Origin of the sequence: Methylocystis sp. SC2, from assembly GCF_000304315.1 — a bacterium.
GTDB lineage: Bacteria > Pseudomonadota > Alphaproteobacteria > Rhizobiales > Beijerinckiaceae > Methylocystis.
Window position 1 is genome coordinate 149,846 of the sequence record NC_018485.1, and the last position, 23,560, is coordinate 173,405.

The 23,560-nt window shown below is 62.3% G+C and carries 10 protein-coding genes; 7 read left to right on the plus strand and 3 right to left on the minus strand.

All coding sequences use genetic code 11. The annotated features are described in order from the left end of the window. Positions 1-171 precede the first annotated feature (171 nt). The 3 genes from BN69_RS00775 to BN69_RS00785 form a co-directional block, all read right to left on the minus strand. Complete coding sequence (locus BN69_RS00775) at positions 172-1,254, minus strand: DUF7146 domain-containing protein (protein WP_014889629.1); 1,083 nt, start codon at positions 1,252-1,254, stop codon at positions 172-174. Between the two features lie 71 nt (positions 1,255-1,325). Continuing rightward, the gene (locus BN69_RS00780) at positions 1,326-3,452 is read right to left on the minus strand and encodes a ParB/RepB/Spo0J family partition protein (RefSeq protein WP_014889630.1); all 2,127 of its coding nucleotides are present in this window, start codon (positions 3,450-3,452) and stop codon (positions 1,326-1,328) included. A 169-nt stretch (positions 3,453-3,621) separates the two neighbouring features. Next, positions 3,622-4,575: an ArdC family protein gene (locus tag BN69_RS00785; RefSeq protein ID WP_014889631.1), complete on the minus strand. Its 954-nt coding sequence runs from the start codon at positions 4,573-4,575 to the stop codon at positions 3,622-3,624. 260 nt (positions 4,576-4,835) lie between these two features. Here BN69_RS00785 and BN69_RS00790 point away from each other — a divergent pair, with 260 nt between their 5' ends. From BN69_RS00790 to BN69_RS00820, 7 genes are all read left to right on the plus strand, one after another. Beyond that, positions 4,836-6,059, plus strand: a complete 1,224-nt coding sequence (locus BN69_RS00790) for an ATP-binding protein (RefSeq protein ID WP_014889632.1) — start codon at positions 4,836-4,838, stop codon at positions 6,057-6,059. Between the two features lie 154 nt (positions 6,060-6,213). Continuing rightward, a complete protein-coding gene (locus BN69_RS00795) occupies positions 6,214-8,349 on the plus strand; it encodes a GmrSD restriction endonuclease domain-containing protein (protein ID WP_014889633.1) in 2,136 nt (711 codons plus the stop codon). After that, positions 8,346-13,517: a DEAD/DEAH box helicase gene (locus BN69_RS00800; RefSeq protein WP_014889634.1), complete on the plus strand. Its 5,172-nt coding sequence runs from the start codon at positions 8,346-8,348 to the stop codon at positions 13,515-13,517. Before BN69_RS00795 ends, BN69_RS00800 begins: the two co-directional genes overlap by 4 nt. Before the next feature lie 4 nt (positions 13,518-13,521). Then, complete coding sequence (locus BN69_RS00805; RefSeq protein ID WP_014889635.1) at positions 13,522-16,287, plus strand: DEAD/DEAH box helicase; 2,766 nt, start codon at positions 13,522-13,524, stop codon at positions 16,285-16,287. Positions 16,288-16,290: 3 nt separating this feature from the next. Next, positions 16,291-20,805, plus strand: a complete 4,515-nt coding sequence (locus BN69_RS00810; RefSeq protein WP_014889636.1) for an Eco57I restriction-modification methylase domain-containing protein — start codon at positions 16,291-16,293, stop codon at positions 20,803-20,805. Next, positions 20,789-22,768 carry a DUF2326 domain-containing protein gene (locus BN69_RS00815; protein WP_051013215.1) on the plus strand — a complete coding sequence of 660 codons (1,980 nt, stop codon included), beginning with the start codon at positions 20,789-20,791 and terminating at the stop codon, positions 22,766-22,768. The genes BN69_RS00810 and BN69_RS00815 overlap by 17 nt, the downstream gene beginning before the upstream one ends. Beyond that, complete coding sequence (locus tag BN69_RS00820) at positions 22,758-23,540, plus strand: HNH endonuclease (protein WP_014889638.1); 783 nt, start codon at positions 22,758-22,760, stop codon at positions 23,538-23,540. The genes BN69_RS00815 and BN69_RS00820 overlap by 11 nt, the downstream gene beginning before the upstream one ends. Positions 23,541-23,560: the final 20 nt, after the last annotated feature.

The window sequence follows — 23,560 nt, forward strand, 5'->3', positions numbered from 1 at the left end:
ATGGCGAAGGGCCGGCTATTTTGTTTCGCGCTGTAAAGCGCCCAACGGGCGCGACGGAAAATAGTCGGCCCGTAGCCATTGCGTGGCCATACCGACCGTCGCAAAGGTCGCCCTCTATGAAGGCAAGGGATGCGGCTTTCTCCGACAATGCCGGAAAGCTGCGCGATCCGATCAGACACGTAGCCGACGCCGCTGCATCGGCCTCGTTCGGCTTCGAGGTTTCATGAAGCGCGCGACATCCTGTGGCGCGAGTTGCGGCCTGAGGGCCGCTCGTAACTGTTCGACCCCAAGTAGACGGAGGTCATCGTTGAAGTCGCCCAGCGTCGGCGACAGGATGATCGTCTCGATCCCTGCCGAATTTGCGCGGTCCAACAAGGTCGCCGCCGCATTGGCGCCCGCCGCGTCGTTGTCACGAAGGACATAGAGGCGGCGCAAGGTGGGCGGAAACAGGATGGCGGCAAGATGCGCGGACGACAGTGCGGCGATCATTGGCATGGTCGGCATGACGCAGCGAAGCGACAGCACGGTTTCGATTCCTTCACCCGCCGCCATGATGTCATGCGCCACACCGAAGCGGACAGCGTTGCCGAGGAGACAGCCCATCGCCCGTCTCGGCGTTTCGATTGGCGCTTTGCTGAAACCAGACGGATCAAGCCAGGTGCGTTGCACGCCGGTGAGCTTGCCGTCGAGATCGGAGACGGCGGCGATCAACGCAGGCCAGGTCTGGACCGGCGAGCGATTGGCCGGCCGATAGTAACAACGCGGATGGAAGCGCAGATTAGTGGTTTCGTGGAAAGCGGTAATGCCGCGATGGCGCAAATACGTCTCGGCAAGCGTGCCCGCGATCGGCCGCGAAATTGCCAACAGGCGTCGCGCCGACTCCGGCGAGCCCGCGAGCGTCGTCTCCGCGCAGGGTCGCTGCTTATCCGGTTCTGGCGCTCGTGGCTGGAGGCTGAGAAAGCGCCTGGCCTCGTCGATGACCTCTCGAAAATCGCGTAGTCGACACGTCTCGCGGATAATGTCGAGCAGATCGCCATGTTCGGCCGTCGCCGAGTCGACCCATTTGCCCGCGGCGCCCTTGCCGCTCAATGGACCTTTCAGGCGAACGAACAGGCTACGCCCGGGCTCATTTCGTGCATCGCCGACCAGCCAGTAGCAGCCCTCGCGTCGGCCGTTGGAGAGATAGCGCCGGCAAACCGCCTCCGCTTCGCGCGCGAGACGACTCGCCAGCTCTGACGCGATTGAACTGGACATGGCGTGCGCCCTCCAAGAGGAAAGGGACTCGCCATTGCTGGCGAGTCCCTCAGGGTCGGCCTCGGGGAGGTCTATTCGGCGGCGATGTCCTGGGGGGCATTCACCGACGCGTCGTCAGCATCGCCCCGAGCAGCGATTTCGTCGATAGCCGTTTCGTTTCCGGTTCCCGCCGTTTCTTCGACGACCGCATCAACGACAGTAGCCGTCACACTTGAGGGTTCTGATCCTTGCGCCGTGCGCCCCGGCGTACGCAGCGGTTCGGGTAGCCAGCCAGAACCCGACAGCATCTCTTCGGCTTCCTGCGCCATGTCTCCTTTTTTCAACTGCTCGATGCGCTTCGCCTGTTCGGCGCCCTTCGCCTCGCGCACAGCTTCGAGGATTCGCGCTTTGGTCACGCGGCCGAAGAAATTGTCGACAGTCGGCGCCCATCCAGTCGCGGCGATGTCGAGTGACAATACTCGCGCGAGACGGTCGGCGTGAGCGATGACCCTCGGCCGGCGGCTCCAGGCTTCATGCACGGCGTTGACCGTGAGCGAGATGCAATGGGCGAAGAGGCGTTGCTGCGCCTCAGCGTCGAAGGTCATCAACGCGTCCCATAGATCACCGGGATCAGTGGGAAGCTGCTGCGCCCAATCGTTATGACGGGCGTCAACCTTGGTTGCGAGCGACGCGTCGCCAAGCCCTGGCGCCTGGGCGCCGAAGGCGACCGTTTTCGGTTCGATCTCCAGACAGGAGTCCGAGCCGTAATGGTAGAACAGTTTAAGGGAGAGAACATGCAGCGCCGCGAGAAAGGCGACGCTGGGATCATTGCCGATGGCTTCGCGCAGCGCCAGCGTACGATAGGCCGTGAGTTCGGTGAGCAATTTGTCGGGGAGGGGTCGCAGCCCTTCGTCGTCATCATCCGCAGGCTCACGTTGAACCGCGCCGTCGCCCGGCGAGGCGGCCTTGGTGGCCGACGCCGCCGATGAAGCATTTGCTTCGATCTCCTCTTCCGTCTCGGCGGCCTCCGCTTTTTCGATCGGCGCTTCGTCCTCGGGCCGAACATAACCGCGCTCAACGCGAACGCGTCCCGACCCATCGATGCTGACGAAAGCGCCGGCGCTGGGGATGTCTGCGGGAGCGTATGTGACGGGCCGCTCCTCGATTGCCGCCATTGCAGTTTCGATCTCACAGAGGCGTTGATCGATTTCCTCGGGAATTTCGTCTGCGTTGGCGTGAGCTTCTTCGAGCTGTTCGGCCTCGGCGCGCAAGGCGTCGAGCGTTGCGGCTGCTTCGTCCGTTAGAGACTGACGCTCGCCCGAGATATGACGAAGACCATAGGTGTGGCCGTAAGGGAAATCGATCGCGACCTCGACCCATTTCCAGCCCTCGGCGCGGACGGCCTGCGCGTCGCGTTCCAGCTTCTCGCTGACAAGCCGGTCGAGCAGGGCGGCATCTTGTAGCCAGCCGCCGTCGTCACTTTGAAACAAATCGCGCATGACGGCGCCGCCGGCGGCAATGTAATCTTCGCCGACATATTGCGCGCGTTTGTCGGACGCGCGCACGGCGCCATCGGTCAAAAGGCGGCGGATTTGATAGGCTTCCTTATTGTAGGAGCGTTGGATCGCGTCCCAGACCTGCTCCTGTCGCTCATGGTCAGAACTGACCGTGAAGCCCATCAACTGATCGAGCGTCATGCCGTCGTCAGCATAGACGTCGAGTAGTTTCGGCGACACCGACGCGAGCCGTAGCCGCTGCTTGACGACGTTGACGCCGACAAAAAAGGCGGCGGCGATCTCTTCTTCGCTCTGTCCTTTTTCGCGCAACGCCAGAAATGCGCGGAATTGATCGAGCGGATGCAGCGGCGCGCGCTGAACGTTTTCCGCGAGGCTGTCTTCTTCGGGCGTTCCCTCAGTGCGCACGACGCAGGGGATCGGCACAGTACGCGCGAGACGCTTCTGCTTCACCAGAAGTTCCAGCGCGCGGTAGCGACGCCCACCTGCTGGGATTTCGAACATGCCGGTTTCGGCGCCGAGTTCGTCGAGCACTGGCCGCACGGTGATGCTCTGCAACAGAGTGCGACGCGCGATGTCCTCGGCAAGTTCCTCGATCGAGACCCCGGCCTTGATTCGCCGGACATTCGACTGGGAGAGAACGAGCTTGTTGAAAGGGATGTCGCGCGACGACGACAGCGTGATCTTCTGAACAGCAGTAGCCATTGGGATTGTCTCCGCGACGGGCGCCGAAAGACTCTCTCTCGACCTCCAACCCGTCACGAAAACCGGCGCAGCCCTCTACCTCTGGAACGCCGGATATCCGGCGCCCCGGAGATGCGCGTCCGCGCAAATTCGGCGTGACGGCCGGTTCGCGGTCGCAACAGAAGCCGGATCACGCGGCGTCCCGCTCGTTCGCGATAGAGACCTGCGCGTCATCGTCAGAAAGAAAGCCGAGGAGGAAGTCCGCAATTTTGCTCGCCTGCGACGCCGCGCGAACGATGGCGCGGTTGTCCTCGCGCAGCACCTCGAGCCAAGAGCCGATATAATCGGCATGGCGCACGGTCGGCACGATGCCGAGCGAGGCGCAACAAAACGCGGCGTTCATCTCGGCGACCAGCTCTTCAAACGCGTATTTCTTGGAGCCGAAGGAACCCGAGAGATCGCGATTGAGCCGGTGCGGAGCGCCGCTGGCGTGACCGAGCTCGTGGAGCGCCGTGCGATGCCAATTGATCGGCTCGAAATAGGCTTGCGGCGGCGGGACTTGCACACAGTCCTGCTCGGGCATGTAGAAGGCCCGGTTGCCACCGATGCGGAATTCGATGCCGCTGGCCTTGATCAAGGCTTCCACCTTGGGTTCGATGAGGCCCGGTTCGGGTGGCGGCGCCGCGACCACGAGATTCTCCGGCAGGCCCTCGCATTGCGCCAGGTTGAAGACGGTGAAGCGCTTGAGGAAGGGGATCGCTTGCGCTTCCTCGCCGGTCTCTTGTGCACGTTTCTTCTCGTCGTCGGGAATGAAGCGGTCGGCATAGACGACGGTGGTGCCGTGCTCGCCCTTGCGGACGTTGCCGCCCAGACTGAGGGCTTGGCGGAATGTCAACCAGCCTTGGACTGGGAAGCCATGCTCGATCACCGAACCCCAGAGGATCAGCACGTTGATCCCGGAGTAAAGCCGGCCGGTGCTGGCATTCTTCGGCATGGCGAGCGGCGCCTTCGCCGCCGCGGTACCCCAGGGCTGCACCCAGGGCACGCGGCCGGCTTCAAGCTCGGCAATGATCTTGGTGGTGATTTCATCGTAGAGGCTCGTCCGGCCGGAATCGGACCGAGCGCGAGCGGCGTCTCTGGACATCGCGGATCTCCCGCGACGGGCGCCGGGAGCCTCTCTCCCAGCCTTCAACCCGTCGCGGAAAGCCCGCCCGCACTCTCACTCTCGGGGCCTTGCGGGTTGTCCCCGCAGAAGGGGTCGGCCGAGACTACAGGGTCGGCCGCAGGGGAAGGCCTTCCCCTGCCGCCCTCCCGGATCGCGGCCCATAGGCTCCCAATCAGCGAACTGTTGACTTCCAATTAGCCGAAACGCATAGTTCCGATTAGCCGAGTTTCGGGGATAGCATGTTCGAGCGGTTTGTGGAGCGGCGGGCGGAAGAAGCCCTTTCGGATACGCCAGTGGTCCTGATTGTGGGACCGCGCCGGGCTGGCAAGACCACGCTCGTCCGAAAGATGGGGGAAGTCGGCCGAACCTATATCACGCTCGACGATCGGACGGTCCTCGAAGCCGCCCAATCCGATCCCGCCGGCTTCATCCGGGGCCTCGACCGGGCCATCATCGACGAGATCCAGCGTGCGCCCGACCTGCTGCTGGCGATCAAGAAGACGGTCGACGAGGATTATCGTCCGGGCCGGTTTCTACTCACCGGCTCTGCGAACGTACTGACGCTACCACGGATCGCCGACAGCTTGGCCGGCCGGATGGAGACCATCCGTATGCTTCCGCTGGCGAGGGCCGAGATTGAACGCCGCACGCCGACTTTTCTGGAGCGCCTCTTCAAGGGGAAACTGCAGGGCCGACAGGACGCAATCCTCGGCGATGATCTTGTCCAACTCGTCCTGCTCGGCGGCTTCCCCGAAGCGATCAGCCGCGAGAGCGAGCGGCGGCGGCAGGACTGGGCACGATCCTATCTCACGTCGATCCTCACCCGCGATCTCCGCGACATCGCCGACGTGGAAAAGCTGACCGAGCTTCCGAGATTCGTGCGGCTGCTTGCCGAGCATTCCGGCCAGTTGGTCAATTATTCGCAGTTTGGGGCCGGCATCAACGTCAGCCACAAGACGGGGCAACGTTATGTCGGGCTGCTCGAACAGGTGTTCCTGATCGCGACCGTGCAGCCCTGGTTCACGAATGCGCTGAAGCGGATCGTCAAGACGCCCAAGCTGCATTTCCTCGATTCCGGCCTGCTCGCCAGTGCGCGCGGACTGACCTTCGACCGGGTGAAGGCGGATCGCGGGACGTTCGGCGCGCTCTTGGAGAGCTTCGTGTTCTCGGAGGTGCTGAAGCTGATGACGGCCTCTGACCTGCAGCTGACGCCTCATCATTTCCGGGATCGGGACATGCGCGAGGTGGACATCGTGCTGGAGCGCGACGACGGGATGATCGCAGGCATCGAGGTGAAGGCGAGCGCCACGGTGAAAGCTGGCGACTTCACCGGTCTGCGGGCACTGGCCGACGCTTGTGGGAATCGCTTCGCCTTCGGCGTCGTCCTCTATGACAGCGCGGATGTTGTGCCGTTCGGCAACCGCTTGGTGGCGGCACCACTGTCGTGCCTGTGGGGGGGATAATGGCCGCAAGAGCTACAAGGACATTTACAGGATACTCACCCTGCAAGTTCACAGATGAAGGGCATCGATCAAGGTTGTCCTTCTCAAGGGTACGTCGTCCGGCGAGCTTGGTGCAAAATAGATTGAACGCGCGGGCGGCATTGGAGGGGGACCAATGAAGATTTCGAGGGCATTAGAGAAAATCGACGAGCACCAATTGTTTGTTCCGGCCTTTCAGCGCGAATATGTCTGGAAGAGAGACGATGCTAAGCAGCTCATCGACTCTCTTATCAAGCAATATCCCACCGGGACCATGCTGACCTGGGAGACGGCGAACCCGCCGGAGTTGAAGGGGCTGCACAAGTATAGCGAAAAGCAGGGAGCAGTTCGTATCCTTCTAGATGGGCAGCAGCGCATTACGACGCTCTACATGCTGGTGCGCGGCGAGATCCCGCCATACTACACTGCCTCGGAAATCCTGAACGACACTCGCGGCCTGTACGTGAACGTCGAGACCTTGGAGCTCGCCTATCACAGCAAGACCAAGATGGAAAATGATCCACGCTGGCAAAACATCACCGACATTTTCCGGCGGAAAATTCGCGCTAAAGACATCGTGCGCGAACTGGAAAAGAAGGGCGAGACGGTTAGTCGCGAGCGCGACGATGTGATGGATGACAACACACGGGCGATTGAGAACATTCTCGACCATGAATTTCCAGAACAAACCATTCCCGTGCGCGCCAGTGTGCGCGAGGCGATCGATATCTTTTACAAGGTGAATGCAAGCGGTGTGTCGCTCACCGATGCCGAACTCGCGCTTGCTCAGATTTCGGGGTATTGGCCGGAGGCCCGCGACACCTTCAAGAAAAAGCTGAATGAACTCGCCGAGAAGGGCTTCGTCTTCAAGCTAGATTTCATTGTGTACGTCCTGCTGGGATGCCTTTACCACCTCGGCTCGGAGATGAAGAAGCTCCATGACGCCGAAAATGACGCGCAGTTGCGGGCAGCTTGGAAGCTGCTGGACGGTCAGGTTTTAGATTACGTCGCAAGCCTGATGCGGTCGCATGCCTTCGTCGACCACACCGACGAGATCAACTCGGTTTACGCGCTGGTCCCGATCACCGTCTATTGCTTCGGTAAGGGCGGCGCCCACCTGAACGATGCCGAGATCCGCAAGCTGGTGAAGTGGTTCTACTACTCCCAGATCAGGACGCGCTATGTCAGCCAGCTTCCTCAAAAGCTCGACCGTGACCTGCGCACGATCAAAGAATCGAAAAACCCTTTCGACGAGCTGCTGGCGGTGATCGAGGAGGAGAGGCGCCTGGAGATCACACCCGACGAATTTGTTGGGCGGTCGATTTCCCACCCGCTCTTTGGCCTCCTGCGCTGGTATTTGAAGAGCCGTAACGCCGTCTGCTTCACGACCGGTGTCGCACTGCGTCAGGCTATGGGCAAGAAGTACGTGCTCGAGAACGACCACATCTTCCCCTACTCGAAACTGAAGGCGCAGGGATTCGGCCAAGAAAACCGCCTGAAATATTCGCTCGCGCAGGAACTGACCAACCGCGCGATCCTGACCCAGATCGCCAATCGCGCCAAGAGCGCCACGGACGCAAAGTCGTATCTCGCCGACGTCAAGGAACGATTCCCCGACAGCCTCGCCCTGCAATGCGTCCCAGAAGATCCGGCGCTGTGGGAAATCCAGAACTATGAACTCTTTCTGCAAACGAGGCGCGCCACTTTGGCGTCGAACCTCAACGCGTTCTTGAAAGGCATCACCGATACTAAGCCGCCGGAAGCTGCCATCACACTCGAAGACCTGATTGCTGAGGGTGAGGACGACGAACTGGAATTCAAGTCGTCTCTCCGTTGGGACTTCAAGGAGCAGACGACGAACAAAAAACTGGAAGAGGTGATCGTCAAGACGGTGGCGGCGTTCGCCAACAGCCAGGGCGGTACGCTGCTCATTGGCGTCAGCGACAGCGGCGACATCCTGGGTCTCGAAGGTGACTATCTGTCCCTTGGCGGCGCCAACCGGGACAAATTCGAGCTGCACCTGCGCAATCTTCTGAACAGCGCGTTTGGCGCGGCCTTTGTCAGCAGCAAGTTGAAGGTTCTGTTTCCGGCCATTGGCGAGGTTGAGATTTGCCAGGTCGATATCCAGCCGTCGGCCAAACCTCTCGTGCTCTCCGTGAAGGACAAGAACGGCGTCGGCCAAGAGAAATTCTATGTGCGCAGCGGCAACTCCTCGCAGGAGTTGTCTCTCGCCGAAATTCCGTCCTACCTCGCCGAGAGGTTCAAAAAATGAAGGCATTTGAGTTTGATCATCGCCTCATCGATTCTTACGCCCGTTTCTCTCGGTCCTTCAGCACCATTCGATCCGAAGACCTGAAGTCTGAGATCGATCGCCAATATGATGCGGGGCGTTTCTGGCCGAATGCTTTGCTATCTATCAACCCTCGATTTCTTCAGGGGCCGACCGTTGACGAACTGGTCGCTTCCGGCGATCTCGACGAAGCGACGGGCAGAATATTCCGGTTCGGGCCGACGCCTTTGCGGCTCCATCGTCACCAGGCGCAGTCCATCGCCAAGGCGCGGGCCGGCCAGAGTTATGTGGTCACGACCGGAACCGGTTCGGGCAAGTCGCTCTGCTTTTTCGTGCCGGTGGTCGACGCAATCGTTCGTGCGCGAAAAGCGCGTAAGGCGCGCAGAACTAGCGCCATCATCGTTTATCCGATGAATGCCCTGGCAAACAGCCAGATCAACGAGATCGAGAAGTTCATCTCCCAATCCGGCCTGCCCACCGAGATCAAGCCGGTTGTGCGACGCTACACCGGCCAGGAGAGCCAGGAGGAGCGGCAGCGGATCGCAGACAACCCGCCGGATATTCTCCTGACCAACTTTATGATGGCCGAACTGCTCCTGACGCGGCAGGACAGCCTCGACACCAAGGTCATCGAGAACGCAAGCGGTCTGGATTTCGTCGTTCTCGATGAGCTGCATACCTATCGTGGCCGCCAGGGTGCCGACGTCGCCATCCTCGTCCGCCGCCTTCGCAACCGTTGCACGCCAGACAAGGCGCCGATCTGTATCGGGACTTCGGCCACCATGGCGAGCGAAGGTTCCGATGCCAACCGCGCGCAGGCCGTAGCGGACGTTGCGTCGCGTCTTTTCGGGGCGTCCATCGGGCCGGAATCGGTCATCGACGAGTCGCTTGAACGGGCAACAGACGATCGGCTGAAGCTCGACGACGTGCGGCCAAAGCTTGCGCCTGTGCTGACATCTGCGCTCCCAGACGTGCTGACCGACGAGGTTCTGAGTAAACACCCCCTGGCTGTCTGGACAGAATTGGCGATCGGTCTGGATGATGCGCAGGAACTCAAGCGCAAGAAGCCAATCCCCTTTGAAGAGGCCGTCGCGCTGCTCTCAAACGATAGCGGCGTCGACGCAGAAACCTGTCGAACCGGCCTTGAGACATTTCTGACTCGCATCAGCCTTCCGGAAACGGAGCGCGGCGGCTCGAGGACAGGTGCATTTCTGGCGTTCAAACTCCACCAGTTCATTTCTGGCGCGGGCGAGGTTTTCACCACGCTGACCAAGAAGCCCCGGAATGTTTTGTTCGATGGCCAGCTCGAAGACCCCAACGCGCCAGGCCATCGCCTCTATCCAACCCGCTTCTGTCGGGAATGCGGACATGAGGTCCATGTCGTCACCAAGACTGAGGACGGCGAAGGCGCCCTGTTCCTTCCAAGGAACATCGACGATGCGCCGCTCGATGATCAGGAGGGAGACGCTGCAGGCTATCTGACCCCGACGGGCGACGGCGACCCCGATTACGCGTTCACGGGTGAGATCGAATCTTATCCCGAGGATTGGCGCGAGGAGCGCAATGGCATCGAGCGGCTTCGGGCGAACAGGAAACGCCGGATGCCTCAGATGGTCACGGTGGCTCCCGACGGGCGGTACGATTCATCCGGCAAGAGCTTCTGGTTCATACCCGGCAAGTTCGGCTTCTGCCCGTGCTGCCTCGATCAGCCCCACCCCAGCATGCGGGAACGCACCAAGCTCGTGGGTCTGTCTGGCGAGGGTCGCAGCTCAGCCACGACTTTGCTCGTCTCAACTGCGCTGGAGTGGATGAACGGGCGCAACAGCGGCGTTCCCAAAGAGAAGCGCAAGCTCCTCGGCTTCACGGACAACCGGCAGGATGCCGCCCTTCAGGCGGGCCACTTCAACGACTTTCTATTCGTCAGCCTCCTACGCGGCGCGATCTTGCGGGCCGTGCTTGATGCCGGTGACGATGGCATAGCCGAGGACGAATTCGGCCTGCGGGTCGTAAAGGCGCTCGGATTTACTGCAGCCAACAAGGATGCACGCATCCACTGGATGCTGGATCCCGAGGCTGGCGCTGTGATCCGCGAAGATGCTCAGCGTTCTCTCGCGAAGGTTCTTGCCCATCGGCTCTGGACAGACCTGCGCCGGGGCTGGCGCTACACCAATCCAAGCCTCTCCGTTCTCAAGCTCATCGATGTCGCGTTCATTGGGCTCGATGCCATCGCCGAAGATACAGACCGCCTCACGGCCGTCCTGCCAGACTTGGGGGCGCTCGATGTGCCCAAGCGCAAAGAGATGCTCAAGAAGCTCCTCGGCGCCATGCTCGACGGTCTGGCTGTCGGCACGGAAGCACTCGATCTGACCGTCCTCGACACGGTCGCGCAGAAGTCGCGGAATCTTCTGCGGGCCCCCTGGGCCATCGATGCAAAGGAGACGCCGAGAAGCCGCACGACCCTGTTTCTGCAAGCGCCTGGCAAGGATCGCGTGGGCCTGCGGGAAGAACAGACAATCGTTCGGGCCGGGCACAATTCTCGTATCGCGCGCCTCATAAATCGCACCAGCGTCATGGGGACCAAGCTGGGAAGGGCGGACTACCTGACGGTCATGACGGGCCTGATGGAACTCCTCGCCCGTGAGGGTCTCGTGTCGCGTGTCGACATAGAAGCGGATCTGCAGGGATGGCGTTTGTCGCCGTCAGCCGTTCGTATCGTGCCCGGCGAAGCCGTCCGGTCAGGCGGGGCGCAGGGAAACCGCTACTTTCATGATCTGTACAATGAGATCGCTGTCGAGCTGAAGGCTGGGAAGAGCAGCTTTTGGGGGCTCGAAGGCCGTGAGCACACGGCCCAAGTGTCCCAGAGACAGCGCGAATGGCGCGAATGGCGCTTCCGCTTCGAGAAGGAAGATCGGGAGAACCTCGCCAGCAATCTCGCCGATCTCAAGGCGGCAGGAGAGTCAGAGCAGTTTCTTCCCGCTCTATTCTGTTCGCCGACCATGGAGCTTGGCGTCGACATCTCGGCGCTCAATGCCGTCTATCTACGAAACGTGCCGCCAACACCTGCGAACTATTCCCAACGCGCTGGTCGTGCCGGTCGCTCCGGACAGGCCGCCGTCATCGTGACCTATTGTGCCGCTCAATCGCCGCATGATCAGTATTTCTTCGAGCGGCGCAACGAGATGGTGGCCGGCGTTGTCCGACCGCCAGCACTCGACATCACCAATGAAGAACTTGTCCGCTCGCACCTGCATGCCGTGTGGCTCGCGGAGACAAAGCTCGCCCTGTCCCCCGACATCCCGGAAATCCTCGACCTCACGCAGACAGGCTACCCGCTGAAGCAGGAAATCCACGACGTCATCGATCGGCCCGAGCTGACGACCGCGGCGCATGCTCCGATGAAGCGGATTCTCGATCAGATTCTCGCTTCCGTGGAAGGCCGAAAGCCGGCGTGGATGACCGAGCCGGATGAGTTCGTCACCCAGGTGGCCCAGCGCGCGCCACTGGAATTCGATCGGGCCTTTGATCGTTGGCGGGAACTCTACAACTCGGCTCGAACGCAGTTGATGGAGGCCAACGCCCGTTCGGAGATCACGGGACTCTCGGGCGCGGACCGTCGCCGGATCAAGGCGGCGCAGATGCAGGCGAGCGACCAGATCACCATTCTCGAACAGGGGAAGGCCTCGAACGGCTCAGATTTCTACTCTTACCGCTACCTCGCAACGGAAGGCTTCCTGCCGGGCTACAATTTCCCACGGCTTCCGCTTTATGCCTTCATCCCCGGCGAGGGGAAAACCGGCTCGTTCCTTCAGCGCGCCCGCTTCCTGGCCATCTCGGAATTTGGGCCGCGCAGCCTGATCTATCACGAAGGCCGCGCCTACCGGGTCATGAAGGCGAAGCTGCCGCCGGAAGTCCGGACTGGGGACGGATCGGAACTCGCTACGCGAGACATCTACATCTGCTCGAACTGCGGCGCCTGTCATGACAGCGAGGTCGAGCGCTGCCACGCCTGCAACAGTCCGATGGCGGGCGAGGTGCCGGTGCAGCGGACGCTCAGGATCGACAACGTCGAGGCTGCGCCCGCCGAGCGGATCACGGCCAATGACGAAGAGCGAGTCCGGCAGGGCTTTGACATCCAGACCGTCTTTTCCTGGCCGAGACGGGACGGCCGGGTGCAGATCACCGAGGCCGACTTCCGCTGCGAGGATGCTTCGGTTTTCAACCTGCAATATGCCAACAGCGCCGAGATCAGCCGCATCAACAAGGGGCTGAAGCGGCGCGCAAATCAGACCGTTTTCGGCTTCCATATCGATCCGCGCAGTGGCTACTGGGCGAAGTCGGACGACGAAGATCCCGATGTCGATGTCCCGCCGGATGTGGTGAGGCCGGTTCGGATCGTCCCTATCGTCCGCGACCACAAGAATGCGCTGCTCTTTCGTTTCAACGAGCCTACGGCCTATGCGCCTGAGACGATTGCGACGGTTCAGCATGCCCTTATGAGGGGCATCGAGGTCGTCTTCCAGCTGGAAGAAGGCGAAGTTCTTGGCGAGCCATTGCCTGCCCGCGATAACCGTCGCGCCATCCTGGCCTATGAAGCCACAGAGGGCGGCGCCGGCGTATTGAGCCGTCTGATCGAGGATCCGCAAGCGCTGGGCAAGGTCGCGCGCGAAGCACTGGCCCTGATGCACTTCGACAAGGTTGATGAAGCGATCGCAGCGGGCGACGCCGCGCTACTCGTCAGCCGGGATGGAGAGGCTTGTGTTCGCGGATGCTATCGCTGCTTGCTCTCCTACTTCAACCAGCCCGATCACGAGCTGATCGACCGGACGAGCGATGAAGCGAAGCAGATGCTGGTCGATCTGGCGCGCGGGCAGGTGGTGCTTGCCGCAGCATCGGGTCGGTCGGCCGAGGAGGGAGGATGGGCGAACGCCTTCAAGGATGCGGGGCTTCCGCCTCCGGATGGTTCCCCCGTCAGCTTTTCTGATCATGAGATGAGCTTCGTCTGGCGCAGTCACTTTGTCGCCGCTTGTGTCTCACCACTGACCGAGGCAACGCGCCAGGAGGCGGAAGCCAAAGGCTGGACGCTGTTTGAATTGCCGGAAGTCGTCACTGCGGGTGTGCCCGACGCGATGCTCTCGATGTTCGGGGAATGATCCGATGACAGTGAACTTTGCTCCGGGGGACTTGGTTCGCGCACGCGGACGTGAGTGGGTCGCGCTGCCGTCCCCTCGGGATGGCGTGCTGGCGCTACGTCCCTTGTCAGGCGGTGAGAACGACACGGTTGTGCTCGATCCCGTGCTTGAACTCTTCCCCGTTGAGCCTGCCCGCTTCGATCTCCCCGCCGACGCTGCGGTAACTGTTCAGGCGAAAGCGGCGTTGCTCGCGGACGCAATGCGCCTGACGTTACGCCGTGGCGCAGGCCCCTTTAGATCTGCTGCTCAGCTCGCTTTCGAACCGCGAACTTACCAGCTCGTGCCCTTGCTGATGGCGCTTCGTCTGTCGGCGCCGCGCTTGCTCATCGCGGACGACGTCGGCATCGGCAAGACGATCGAGGCCGGCCTCATCCTGCGCGAGCTGATGGATCGTGGTGAAGTGGACATGTTCTCTGTGCTCTGCCCGCCGCACCTCGTCGAGCAATGGGTCGGAGAGCTGAAAGCGCGCTTCGGGATCGACGCCGTCCCGGTCACGTCGGGCACCGCGAGCCGGCTGGAACGCGGTCTGCCGCTGGCTCAGACCCTGTTCGACGCCTATCCCTTCACGGTCGTCAGCCTCGACTACATCAAGGCCGAGAAGCGCCGCGAAGGATTCGCTCGCGCTTGCCCGGATTTCGTCATCGTCGATGAAGCGCATGCCTGCGTCGGCACGCACCAGGGCCGGCAGCAACGCTTCGAGCTACTATCTGGATTGGCTCGGAATCCTGAGCGGCGGATGATCCTTCTGACCGCGACGCCGCATTCCGGGGACGAAGAGGCTTTCGCGCGCCTTCTTTCCCTCGTCGACACGTCATTCGCCTCGATGGACTTCGAGGACGCTCGCTATCGCGAGCGTCTGGCCCGGCACTTTGTGCAGCGACGCCGGATCGATCTCGTCTCGGGGGATTGGGACGAAGATCGTGCCTTCCCGAAGCATGAGACGAAGGAGCTTCCCTATCCCCTGTCCCAAGCCCATCGCGGGTTCCAGGAGTCTGTTCTCGATTACTGCTTCGGCATCGTTTCCCGCGCGGGAGCGGGACAGCGGGAACGACGCCTGGCCTTCTGGGGCACGCTGGCGCTGATGCGCTGCGTCGGCTCTTCCCCGACTGCGGCCCTGAGCGCGCTGCGAAACCGCATGTCGAGCGAGGGCGATCGCCTCGAGCCGCAGATCTATGATGATGACGGAGACGACGAGGACGCGGTCGATCTCGAACCGGGCACGGCCTTCGATGCTGATCCGGAGCTTCTTGCCCTGGTGAAACGTGCCGAGGATTTGGTGGGCAAGCCCGATCCGAAGCTGGCTGCCTTGGTCGATGCACTGACGCCTCTCATCAAGAAGGGCGCCAATCCCGTCGTCTTCTGCCGCTACCTGGCGACGGCCGAGCATGTCCGCGATGGCCTGCGCAAGGCCTTCCCGAAGCTGACCATCGAAGCTGTGACGGGCGTTCTCACTCCGGACGAGCGCCGCGATCGTGTCGCCGATATGGCGACCGTGGACGACGAAAAGCCGGTCCAGCGCATCCTTGTCGCCACCGACTGCCTTTCGGAAGGCATCAATCTTCAGCAGCTCTTCGACGCCGTCGTCCATTACGACCTGTCCTGGAATCCGACGCGGCATCAGCAGCGTGAAGGACGGGTGGACCGCTTCGGCCAGCCGGCGGAACTCGTCCGGTCGATCATGATGTTCTCGCCGGACAGCGCCATCGACGGCGCGGTGCTCGAGGTCATCCTTCGTAAGGCCGAGGAGATCCGAAAAGCGACGGGCGTGACGGTGCCGCTCCCCGAGGAACGAGGGCCGGTGACGGATGCGTTGATGGCGTCGATGATGCTGCGTCGTGGCGTGTCCCGCCAGCTCACGCTCGATCTTCGCCTCGATGACGGTGCCAAGGTCATGGAGGCGCGGTGGCGCGACGCTTCTGAAAACGAGAAGCGATCCCGCGCGCGTTTTGCCCAGAATGCGATGAAGCCGCAGGAAGTCGCGCCGGAATGGGAGAAGGTGCGCACGCTCTTAGGATCTCCGGCGGAGGCGAGGCTTTTCGTCGAACGGGCGATGGCGCGTTTCGGTGTGCCTCTGGAAACCCGGAAAGCTGTGCTGCTGGCTCACGTCAAAGAGCTTGATCCCAGCCTGCGCGAGCGTTTGGCGGAGCACGATCTCAGAGGATCGGTGCGTCTTGCGACGGCCGAGCCGGCGCCGTCGGGCACCGCGCTGCTCACCAGGACACATCCCCTGACAGCAACTCTTGCCGAAGCGCTGGTCGAGGCTTCGCTCGATCCGGAGTCCCTTACTGGTCTCGGCATCGGCCGGGTCGGCGCCTGGCCGACCGCCGCCGTCGAGCAAGTGACCCGCCTCGCTCTCCTGCGTATCCGGTTCAAGCTGACCGTCCATGCTCGGAAGGAGCGGCTGCTGCTGGCGGAGGAAGCGGCTCTCGTCGCAAGCCAGGGCAGCCGGATCGTGGCGGTCGGCGAAAACGCCCGGGAGTGGCTCAACACATCGGCTACGTCCGATCTCGCGCCCGTCGCACGCGACAGGTTCATCGCCAAGGCGAAGGAGGACTTGCCGAGCCTGCTCGACGGGCCGATTGCCGACTTCGTCCGATCGCGCGCGCAAGAACTCATGCAGGACCACGCCCGCCTGCGCGCCGCATCAGGCTCCGCCTCGCGCGTCACCGTGGAGGCCGCGCTGCCGCCGGATGTGATCGGCCTGTTCACGCTGATGCCGGGAGAGGCCTGAGCCATGGCGCGCAAGCCCGTCACCGACATGTCGGCCTGGCCTTCGCTCATGCTGGAGGGCAACCTCATCGCTCCGGCCATGGTCGCCAGCATCGACCGCCGGCAAGCGTCCGAACAGACGGAGGAGGACTACCGGATCCGCAAGGGGCTGACGATCCGGGAAGAGATCTCGACCGCCTTCCGTGTCGGCCAGTCTCATTTCGACACCTTCGCGAAACTCCAGAACGCATCGGCCGAGGCGACGCGGCGTTTCGTGCGGGCCTTCTTGTCGGAAACCTTCAGCTTCGATGATCTCACACCGGCTGACGGAGTAATCTCGTTCCTTGCTGGCGGCCGCGTTCCGATCGTCGTCGTACCGCCTTCCGAGGAAAAGCTCGACAGGCGCAGCCCGACACTCTCGACCGACCGTTCGCGGTCCCCAGCCTTTGCGCTTCAGGACTATCTCAATGACAGCGATGACGCGCTCTGGGGCCTGGTGACCAATGGCACCGTCCTCCGCCTCATGCGTGACAACGCCTCGCTGACCCGTCCGGCATACATCGAGGCCGACCTCGCCGCGATCTTCACCAACGAGGATGCCGCCTCCTTCGCTGTCCTCTGGTCCCTGATCCACCGCACCCGGTTCGGCGTCACCGGCACGCCTGTCACCGATTGCGCGCTCGAACGCTGGCGCGAGGCCGGTTCCCGCGAAGGCGAGGTTGCTCGCGACCGTCTGGCGACCCAGGTGGAAACCGCGCTCAAGGTGCTGGGCTCCGGGTTCCTCGAAGCTAACCCAGACCTCGCCGCACGTCTGAAGTCAGGCGAGGTCAATCTCACCGAGTGGTTCAACGAGCTTCTGCGCCTTGTCTACCGCCTCATCTTCCTGATGGTGGCCGAAGACCGGAACCTGCTTCACCCCGAGGCGACAAAGCCGGACGCCCAAAAGCTCTATGCCGAAGGCTACAGCCTCGCTGCGCTTCGGACGCAAGCGGCGCGCGCCGCGACATGGGACAAGCATCACGACCGCTACGAGGGCATCAAGATCGTCTTCCGCGCCCTTGCTCACGGACAGGACGCACTCGGCCTGCCGGCGCTTGGCGGTCTTTTCAGCGCCGACAAGCTGCCGCATCTGGAAACCGCGCGCCTGCGCAACCGCGCTTTCATGGAGGCACTCTACCGCTTGTCCTGGCTCTCCGACAAAACCGGCATGGTGCCGGTGAATTGGCGCGCCATGGAAACCGAAGAGCTGGGTTCAGTCTACGAATCCCTGCTCGAACTCCAGCCGCAACTCGGCGACGACGGCAAGACGCTTGTCTTCGCCTCGGAAGCGGCCGAGCAGAAGGGCAACCAGCGCAAGACCACCGGCTCCTACTACACGCCGGACAGCCTGGTGCAGGCGCTCCTCGACACGGCGCTTGATCCAGTTCTCGACAAGACGGAGGCGGAGGCCGCCGACCCGGCCCACGCGCTGCTGAAGCTCAGCGTCATCGATCCGGCCTGCGGATCTGGCCACTTCCTGTTGGCCGCCGCCCGCCGCATCGCCACTCGTGTTGCTCGCATCCGCGCCGAGGGCACGCCCTCGCTTTCCGATTTCCGGCATGCGCTCCGCGACGTCGCCCGCTGCTGTATCTATGGGGTGGACCGCAACCCGATGGCGGTCGAGCTGACCAAGGTAGCTCTCTGGATCGAGACCGTAGATCCCGGCCTTCCGCTCGGCTTCTTCGACGCGCAGATCCGCTGCGGCGACTCGCTTCTGGGTGTGTTCGACCTGAAGGTGCTGGAACAGGGTATTCCCGATGCCGCCTACAAACCACTGACCGGCGACGATAAGGAGGTGGCGAAGCACTACGCTCAGAAGAATAAGCGTGAGAAGACTGAGAAGGACCGCATCGCGAAAGGCTTCGGCTTCAATCGCGCACGCGACCTAATGCGGGACTTCGAGGCGTTGCGTGCAATGCCCGAGAACACGGTCGAGCAGATAGAAGCCAAGGCTGCCCGCTTGCACGCTCTGACTGCACAAGGCGCGTCGGCTTGGCAGCTTGAGACGGCTTGCGATCTCTTCGTCTCGGCCTTCCTGCTACCTAAGACGAAAGGCGGGCCCCACGCGGGGCCGGAAGGGATGCCGCGTCGGGGCGCCGAGATGGTGCCCACGTCAGGCGCCATCTGGGAATGGCTGCGGGGCGTGCAGCCGTTCGGGCCAATGTTAGGCGCGGCCGTCTATGCTGCACAGCGCGCACATGCCTTCCACTGGCCGCTGGAATTTCCTGATGTCATGCAGTCCGGCGGCTTCGATGCGGTCCTCGGGAACCCACCATGGGAGCGGATCAAACTTCAAGAAAAGGAGTTCTTTGCCGCACGAGATGTAGAGATCGCGACGGCACCCAACAAAGCGGTACGTGACCGCCTCATCAAAGCATTGTGTGCTGCCGACCCAGGGACGGCAAAGCGTGTGCTTTTCGAGGAATTCGAGGCTGAAAAACGTCTGTCGGAGGCGAACTCCACGTTCGTGCGTGTTCCCAGCGACGATGGCGGACGCTTTCCACTTACCGGCACTGGCGACGTTAACACCTACGCTCTCTTCGCCGAGCTTTTCTCGCAACTTGGGGGTGAGATCGGCCGTGCCGGGGTAATTGTTCCGACCGGTGTAGCAACCGACGCTACTACAGCGCCTTTCTTCGCCAATCTAGTGTCGGAAAAGCGGCTTGCCGGATTAGTAGATTTCGAGAATCGAGAGCGGATATTCCCTGGCGTGTATTTCCGAGTGAAGTTCTGCCTACTCACACTCGGACACCGGGAGAACGCTGCGCGATTTGCTTTCTTCCTAACCGATCCCGCACAACTGGCCGAGCCCGAACGTTCCTTCACCCTCTCGCCTGAGCAGATCGCCGCGATCAATCCAAACACTCGCACGGCACCAGTATTCCGATCCCGTTGGGACGCAGAATTGACGGCCAAGATCTACCGTAACGTCCCAGTCTTGATTGATGAAGGTGCGGGGGAAATGGGCAATCCGTGGAGCGTAGGCTTCATGACCATGTTCCACATGTCGAACGACAGTAACCTCTTTCGCACAGCGCCGGAACTAGAAGAGGAAGGCCTTGTTCGCCACGGAACCGACTGGCTGCCCAAAGGTGCCCGCCCCGGCGACGATGACTCGCGTCGGCTTGTGCCTCTCTACGAAGGTAAGATGATTCACCAGTTCGACCATCGGCGTGGCGATTTCGCGCTGGCCAAGGAAAGAGGAGACGCTGACTATCGCGAGATCCCGTCGCCACCGCTGGATAGAATGGAAGACGTTTCGTTCGAAATTACCCCACGGTATTGGGTTCCCATACATGAGGTTACAGCGCGTCTTCGTACGAGAGGTTATACGCACGGCTGGCTTACAGGTTGGCGTGACATAACAAATGCCACGAATGAACGAACTGTCATCGCGTCCGCCTTACCTGCGGTGGCGGCAAACCATAAATTGCCATTGTTTTTCACGGACACGAGGGTTGCTGAACACGCAGCGCTCTTGGGAAACCTAAACTCGTTGGTTCTCGACTTCGTTGCGCGACAGAAAGTCGGTGGAACGAATTTAGCGTACTTCTTTCTGAGACAGTTCCCGGTTCTCCCCCCTACCTTCTACACCGGCGCGCGCCTTCACTTCGTCACGCTGCGGGTGCTGGAACTCACTTACACCTCTCACAGCCTTGCCCCCTTCGCCCGCGACCTTGATTATGACGGCCCGCCATTCGCCTGGAACGAGGACCGCCGCGCTAATCTCCGCGCGGATCTCGACGTCTTCTATTCCCGCGCCTACGGCCTGACTCGTGACGAGCTGCGCTATATCCTCGATCCCGCTGACGTGAAGGGAGCGAACTACCCCTCCGAAACCTTCCGCGTGCTGAAGGAAAGGGAACTCCGTCAGTTCGGTGAATACCGCACCCGCCGCCTCGTGCTCGAAGCCTGGGACCGGATGGACGCGGATGGAACATTCGTCGCTCTCGGACTCGGCGTGAGCCAAGTCGCGGCTACAGCGCCAACCACTCAAAAGCCTGCTCTCGGCACTCTGCCCGATGGAGCTTGGATGCGCGCAGCGCAGCAGCCGAACGACGCCGGCGCTGCTCTGACCGCGATCCTGAAGGCGATCGACGGGCCGACGCCGAGTCGGACCGTCCGTCTCGCCGCTGCGATGATTCTGGAGCCGCATCTTCTGACGTCGCTGCTACCGGAGGCACAAGCGCGGGAGTGGCGACGGCTGGTCGGACAGGAGGCCGAACCGCGCAGCGGCAATGTGGTCGGCTTCGCGGCGCGCACCAATCAGGGCTGGGGCACAGCCGTCTCCAACCATCGCGGCAACGGGCGACTGATCGAAAATCTGTCGGCTGAGACATGGGTGCCGGGGCCGGGTCTCGATGCGTTCGACACTGCCGGTTGGCCGGATGGCCGGGCAGGATTCGTGCTGGAAGCACTGGCCGCGCTCGACCTGGATGCGACCGTCACCTCCGTGCCGGACGAGGTTCGGGACTGGATCACGCATGCCGCAGCAGCATGAGATGTTCGATCCCCCCAAGCTCAGCCTGACCGTTCCGGCAAGCCTGAAAGACCCACGCCTCTGGGTGCGACGCCTGGCGATCTGGGAAGCGCCCGGCGGCCAGAAAATCAGCGACATCGCGCTTCGGCCGGGACTGAACATCATCTGGTCGCCGGACGGCTTCGATGACGACAGCGGCAGCGGTGTACGCGCCATCGGTCATGGAAGCGGCAAGACCTTGTTCTGCCGCTTGCTACGGTACTGCCTCGGCGAGCAGCGGTTCGCCGACGAAACCCAGCGGGAACGGATCTCAGTCGCCTTTCCGAACGGGATCGTCGGCGCGGAGGTAATGCTCGATGGCGTATGCTGGGCCGTCGTGCGGCCACTGGGCATCCGGCGCCGGCATGTCGCGATCGCCGACGGCAACCTCGACGAGATCGCCGCAGGCGACGGCGCGACGACAAGCATCGATCCCTTGATCGAGGCGATAGAGCAGGCCATCGTGACGCCCGGTGTCGCGAGTTTGGCCCGCCTTCAGCCAGGCCAAAAGGCATGGCCGATCGCGCTCGCCTGGCTGACGCGCGATCAGGAATGCCGCTTCGACGACGTTCTCGATTGGCGCTCCCCGGCATCCGGCTCCGATGCGCCGCTGCCGGCGAGCGGGCGTGAAACCGGGCCTCGGCGCGAGGCGCTTCGTGCGTTCCTTACGGCAATCACCGAAGAGGAACAGCAGGCGCGACGCGTAGAGGAAGCGCTGCGAACAGATGTCGCCAATGCGGAACGCGAAATATCCTACCTCGATTGGGATCGCGGCAGACGCCACGCGCGGTTGATCGATCAGCTTGGCCTTGCCGAGCAGACGTTGCCGGAAATGCCCCTGCTACTTGAGGTGTTTCAAAAGGCCGCCGACGCACAGCTCGCCGCCGCAGCCCAGCTCCCAACCGGCGATATGGCTGAACTGGGCCAAGCCCGGAAGGCATTACAGGACGCGCGCGAAGAGTTTAGGCGCACCGACGAAGAGCGCATCCGCCTGGAGGCTCAAATACCGGCCGAGAGGCAGGTCCTCACGCTGCTCTCCAGCGAAATACCAAGCCTATCATTTTCTGCGGAGAATGCGGCCAGCCAGGTGTGCCCAATTTGCGAGGTGCCGATCGACAAGGCGCTCGCCGAGAAATGCGATCTGTCCCACAAGCTGCACAACGAGACGGAATGCAGGGCCCGGCTCGTTGCCAAGCGCCAGGAAGTCGGTAATCAGAAGCAAAAGATCGACGGTTTGGAAGCTCGGCTGAAAGCTCTTCAACCCGCCGCCGCTCTCAGGCGTCAGCAGGTCGACCCGGCAGAGAAGCGGGTTCAGGCCATCGAAAGCGTCCGCGACGCGCGCGCATCCGCCTGGCAGGCCGCCACACGGCTCAAGGAAGGGGTCGAGCGATTTGCCGAGCTGTCGACCGAGCGAGATGAGGTGCGAAAACGGCTGAGGAGCCTCGGGGACAAGCTGGCCAAGGAGCGGGAAAGGCTTGGAGCCTTCCGCGACAAGCAGGGTCTGACATTTGGCAGAATAACGCAAAAATTCTCGGCGATCATTCGTCGCGTGGTCAACGAGGGCGCCAAAGGAGCGGTCACGCTGAACGGCGACAGGCTGCAAATCACCGTCGATGTCGATGGAGATCGCCGCACGGCCGCCATCGAATCCTTGAAGGTCATCGCATTCGATCTTGCCTGCCTCTGCCTTAGCGTCGAGGGAGCGACACGCGTTCCAGCATTCCTTGTTCACGACAGTCCCCGCGAAGCCGATCTCGGCCTCTCCATCTACGATGAGCTTTTCCGCCTGATGCGCGAGCTTGAGGCGCTGACGGAAATGACGGCCTTCCAGTACATCGTCACGACGACGACCCGTCCCCCTGACGACCTCCGCCGCGATCCTTGGCTGAGGCTGACCCTGAAGGGGGCGCCCGGGTCGGAGCGATTGATGGGGCGTGACCTATAGCGAGGAACCGACCACGGTGCTTGAATCGCCTCAGTCCTTTGTCGTCCGCGAGGAATGTCAAAAGGCCGCGTCGCAGAACGGCTTCCGCCGGATCCTGGGGGAAGAGGCCGGCTGGGCGGCTTTCGGTTCGACAACGGCGCATGGGACGATTCATCTCGCTGCAGGCGGACCGCAGGGGCCGTGGTATCTCGCGCTCGACCATCCCGGCGTCATCCAGGAACTGAACTTGCCCGCGGCTGTCGTTTCCGGTCCCGGCCGCGCCCGCTTTGCCTTCAATACACTTGGCGCTCTTTATGCCGTGCTACGCCGCGTTTACGAACTGGGCGTCAGCTTGCCCGATGCTCCACTGCGGGAGTTTGAGCGGCGCATCACGGATCTGCCACGCACGACCGAGGCCGAACGGCTGGTCGTACAGAGGATCGGGCAGGACATCTTTCGCGACCGTCTGATGGATTACTGGCAGGGGCGTTGCCCCCTGACCGGGATCTCCGACCCGGCCCTGTTGCGCGCCTCGCACATCATCCCGTGGAGCGAGTGCGAGAGCGATGCCGAGCGGCTCGACGTACATAACGGCCTGCTGCTGTCAGCGCTGTGGGATGCCGCCTTCGACCGTGCGCTCGTGACCTTCGACGACCAGGGCAGACCCGAGTTCTCGCCCAGTCTCAGCGAGCAAGCGCGCACCGAACTCCGCTGGAATGCACCCATCACGCTGACGGATGAGCACCGTCGGCAGCTCGCTCGCCATCGCGAGCGGGCGCGAGGCGAAGGCTAATGTGATTTGTGCCGGTACCG

Excerpts from the sequence above, each read along its gene's own strand:
- BN69_RS00775 (WP_014889629.1), bottom strand. The coding sequence starts at position 1,254 with ATGTCCAGTTCAATCGCGTCAGAGCTGGCGAGTCGTCTCGCGCGCGAA.
- BN69_RS00780 (WP_014889630.1), bottom strand. The coding sequence starts at position 3,452 with ATGGCTACTGCTGTTCAGAAGATCACGCTGTCGTCGTCGCGCGACATC.
- BN69_RS00785 (WP_014889631.1), bottom strand. The coding sequence starts at position 4,575 with ATGTCCAGAGACGCCGCTCGCGCTCGGTCCGATTCCGGCCGGACGAGC.
- BN69_RS00790 (WP_014889632.1), top strand. The coding sequence starts at position 4,836 with ATGTTCGAGCGGTTTGTGGAGCGGCGGGCGGAAGAAGCCCTTTCGGAT.
- BN69_RS00795 (WP_014889633.1), top strand. The coding sequence starts at position 6,214 with ATGAAGATTTCGAGGGCATTAGAGAAAATCGACGAGCACCAATTGTTT.
- BN69_RS00800 (WP_014889634.1), top strand. The coding sequence starts at position 8,346 with ATGAAGGCATTTGAGTTTGATCATCGCCTCATCGATTCTTACGCCCGT.
- BN69_RS00805 (WP_014889635.1), top strand. The coding sequence starts at position 13,522 with ATGACAGTGAACTTTGCTCCGGGGGACTTGGTTCGCGCACGCGGACGT.
- BN69_RS00810 (WP_014889636.1), top strand. The coding sequence starts at position 16,291 with ATGGCGCGCAAGCCCGTCACCGACATGTCGGCCTGGCCTTCGCTCATG.
- BN69_RS00815 (WP_051013215.1), top strand. The coding sequence starts at position 20,789 with ATGCCGCAGCAGCATGAGATGTTCGATCCCCCCAAGCTCAGCCTGACC.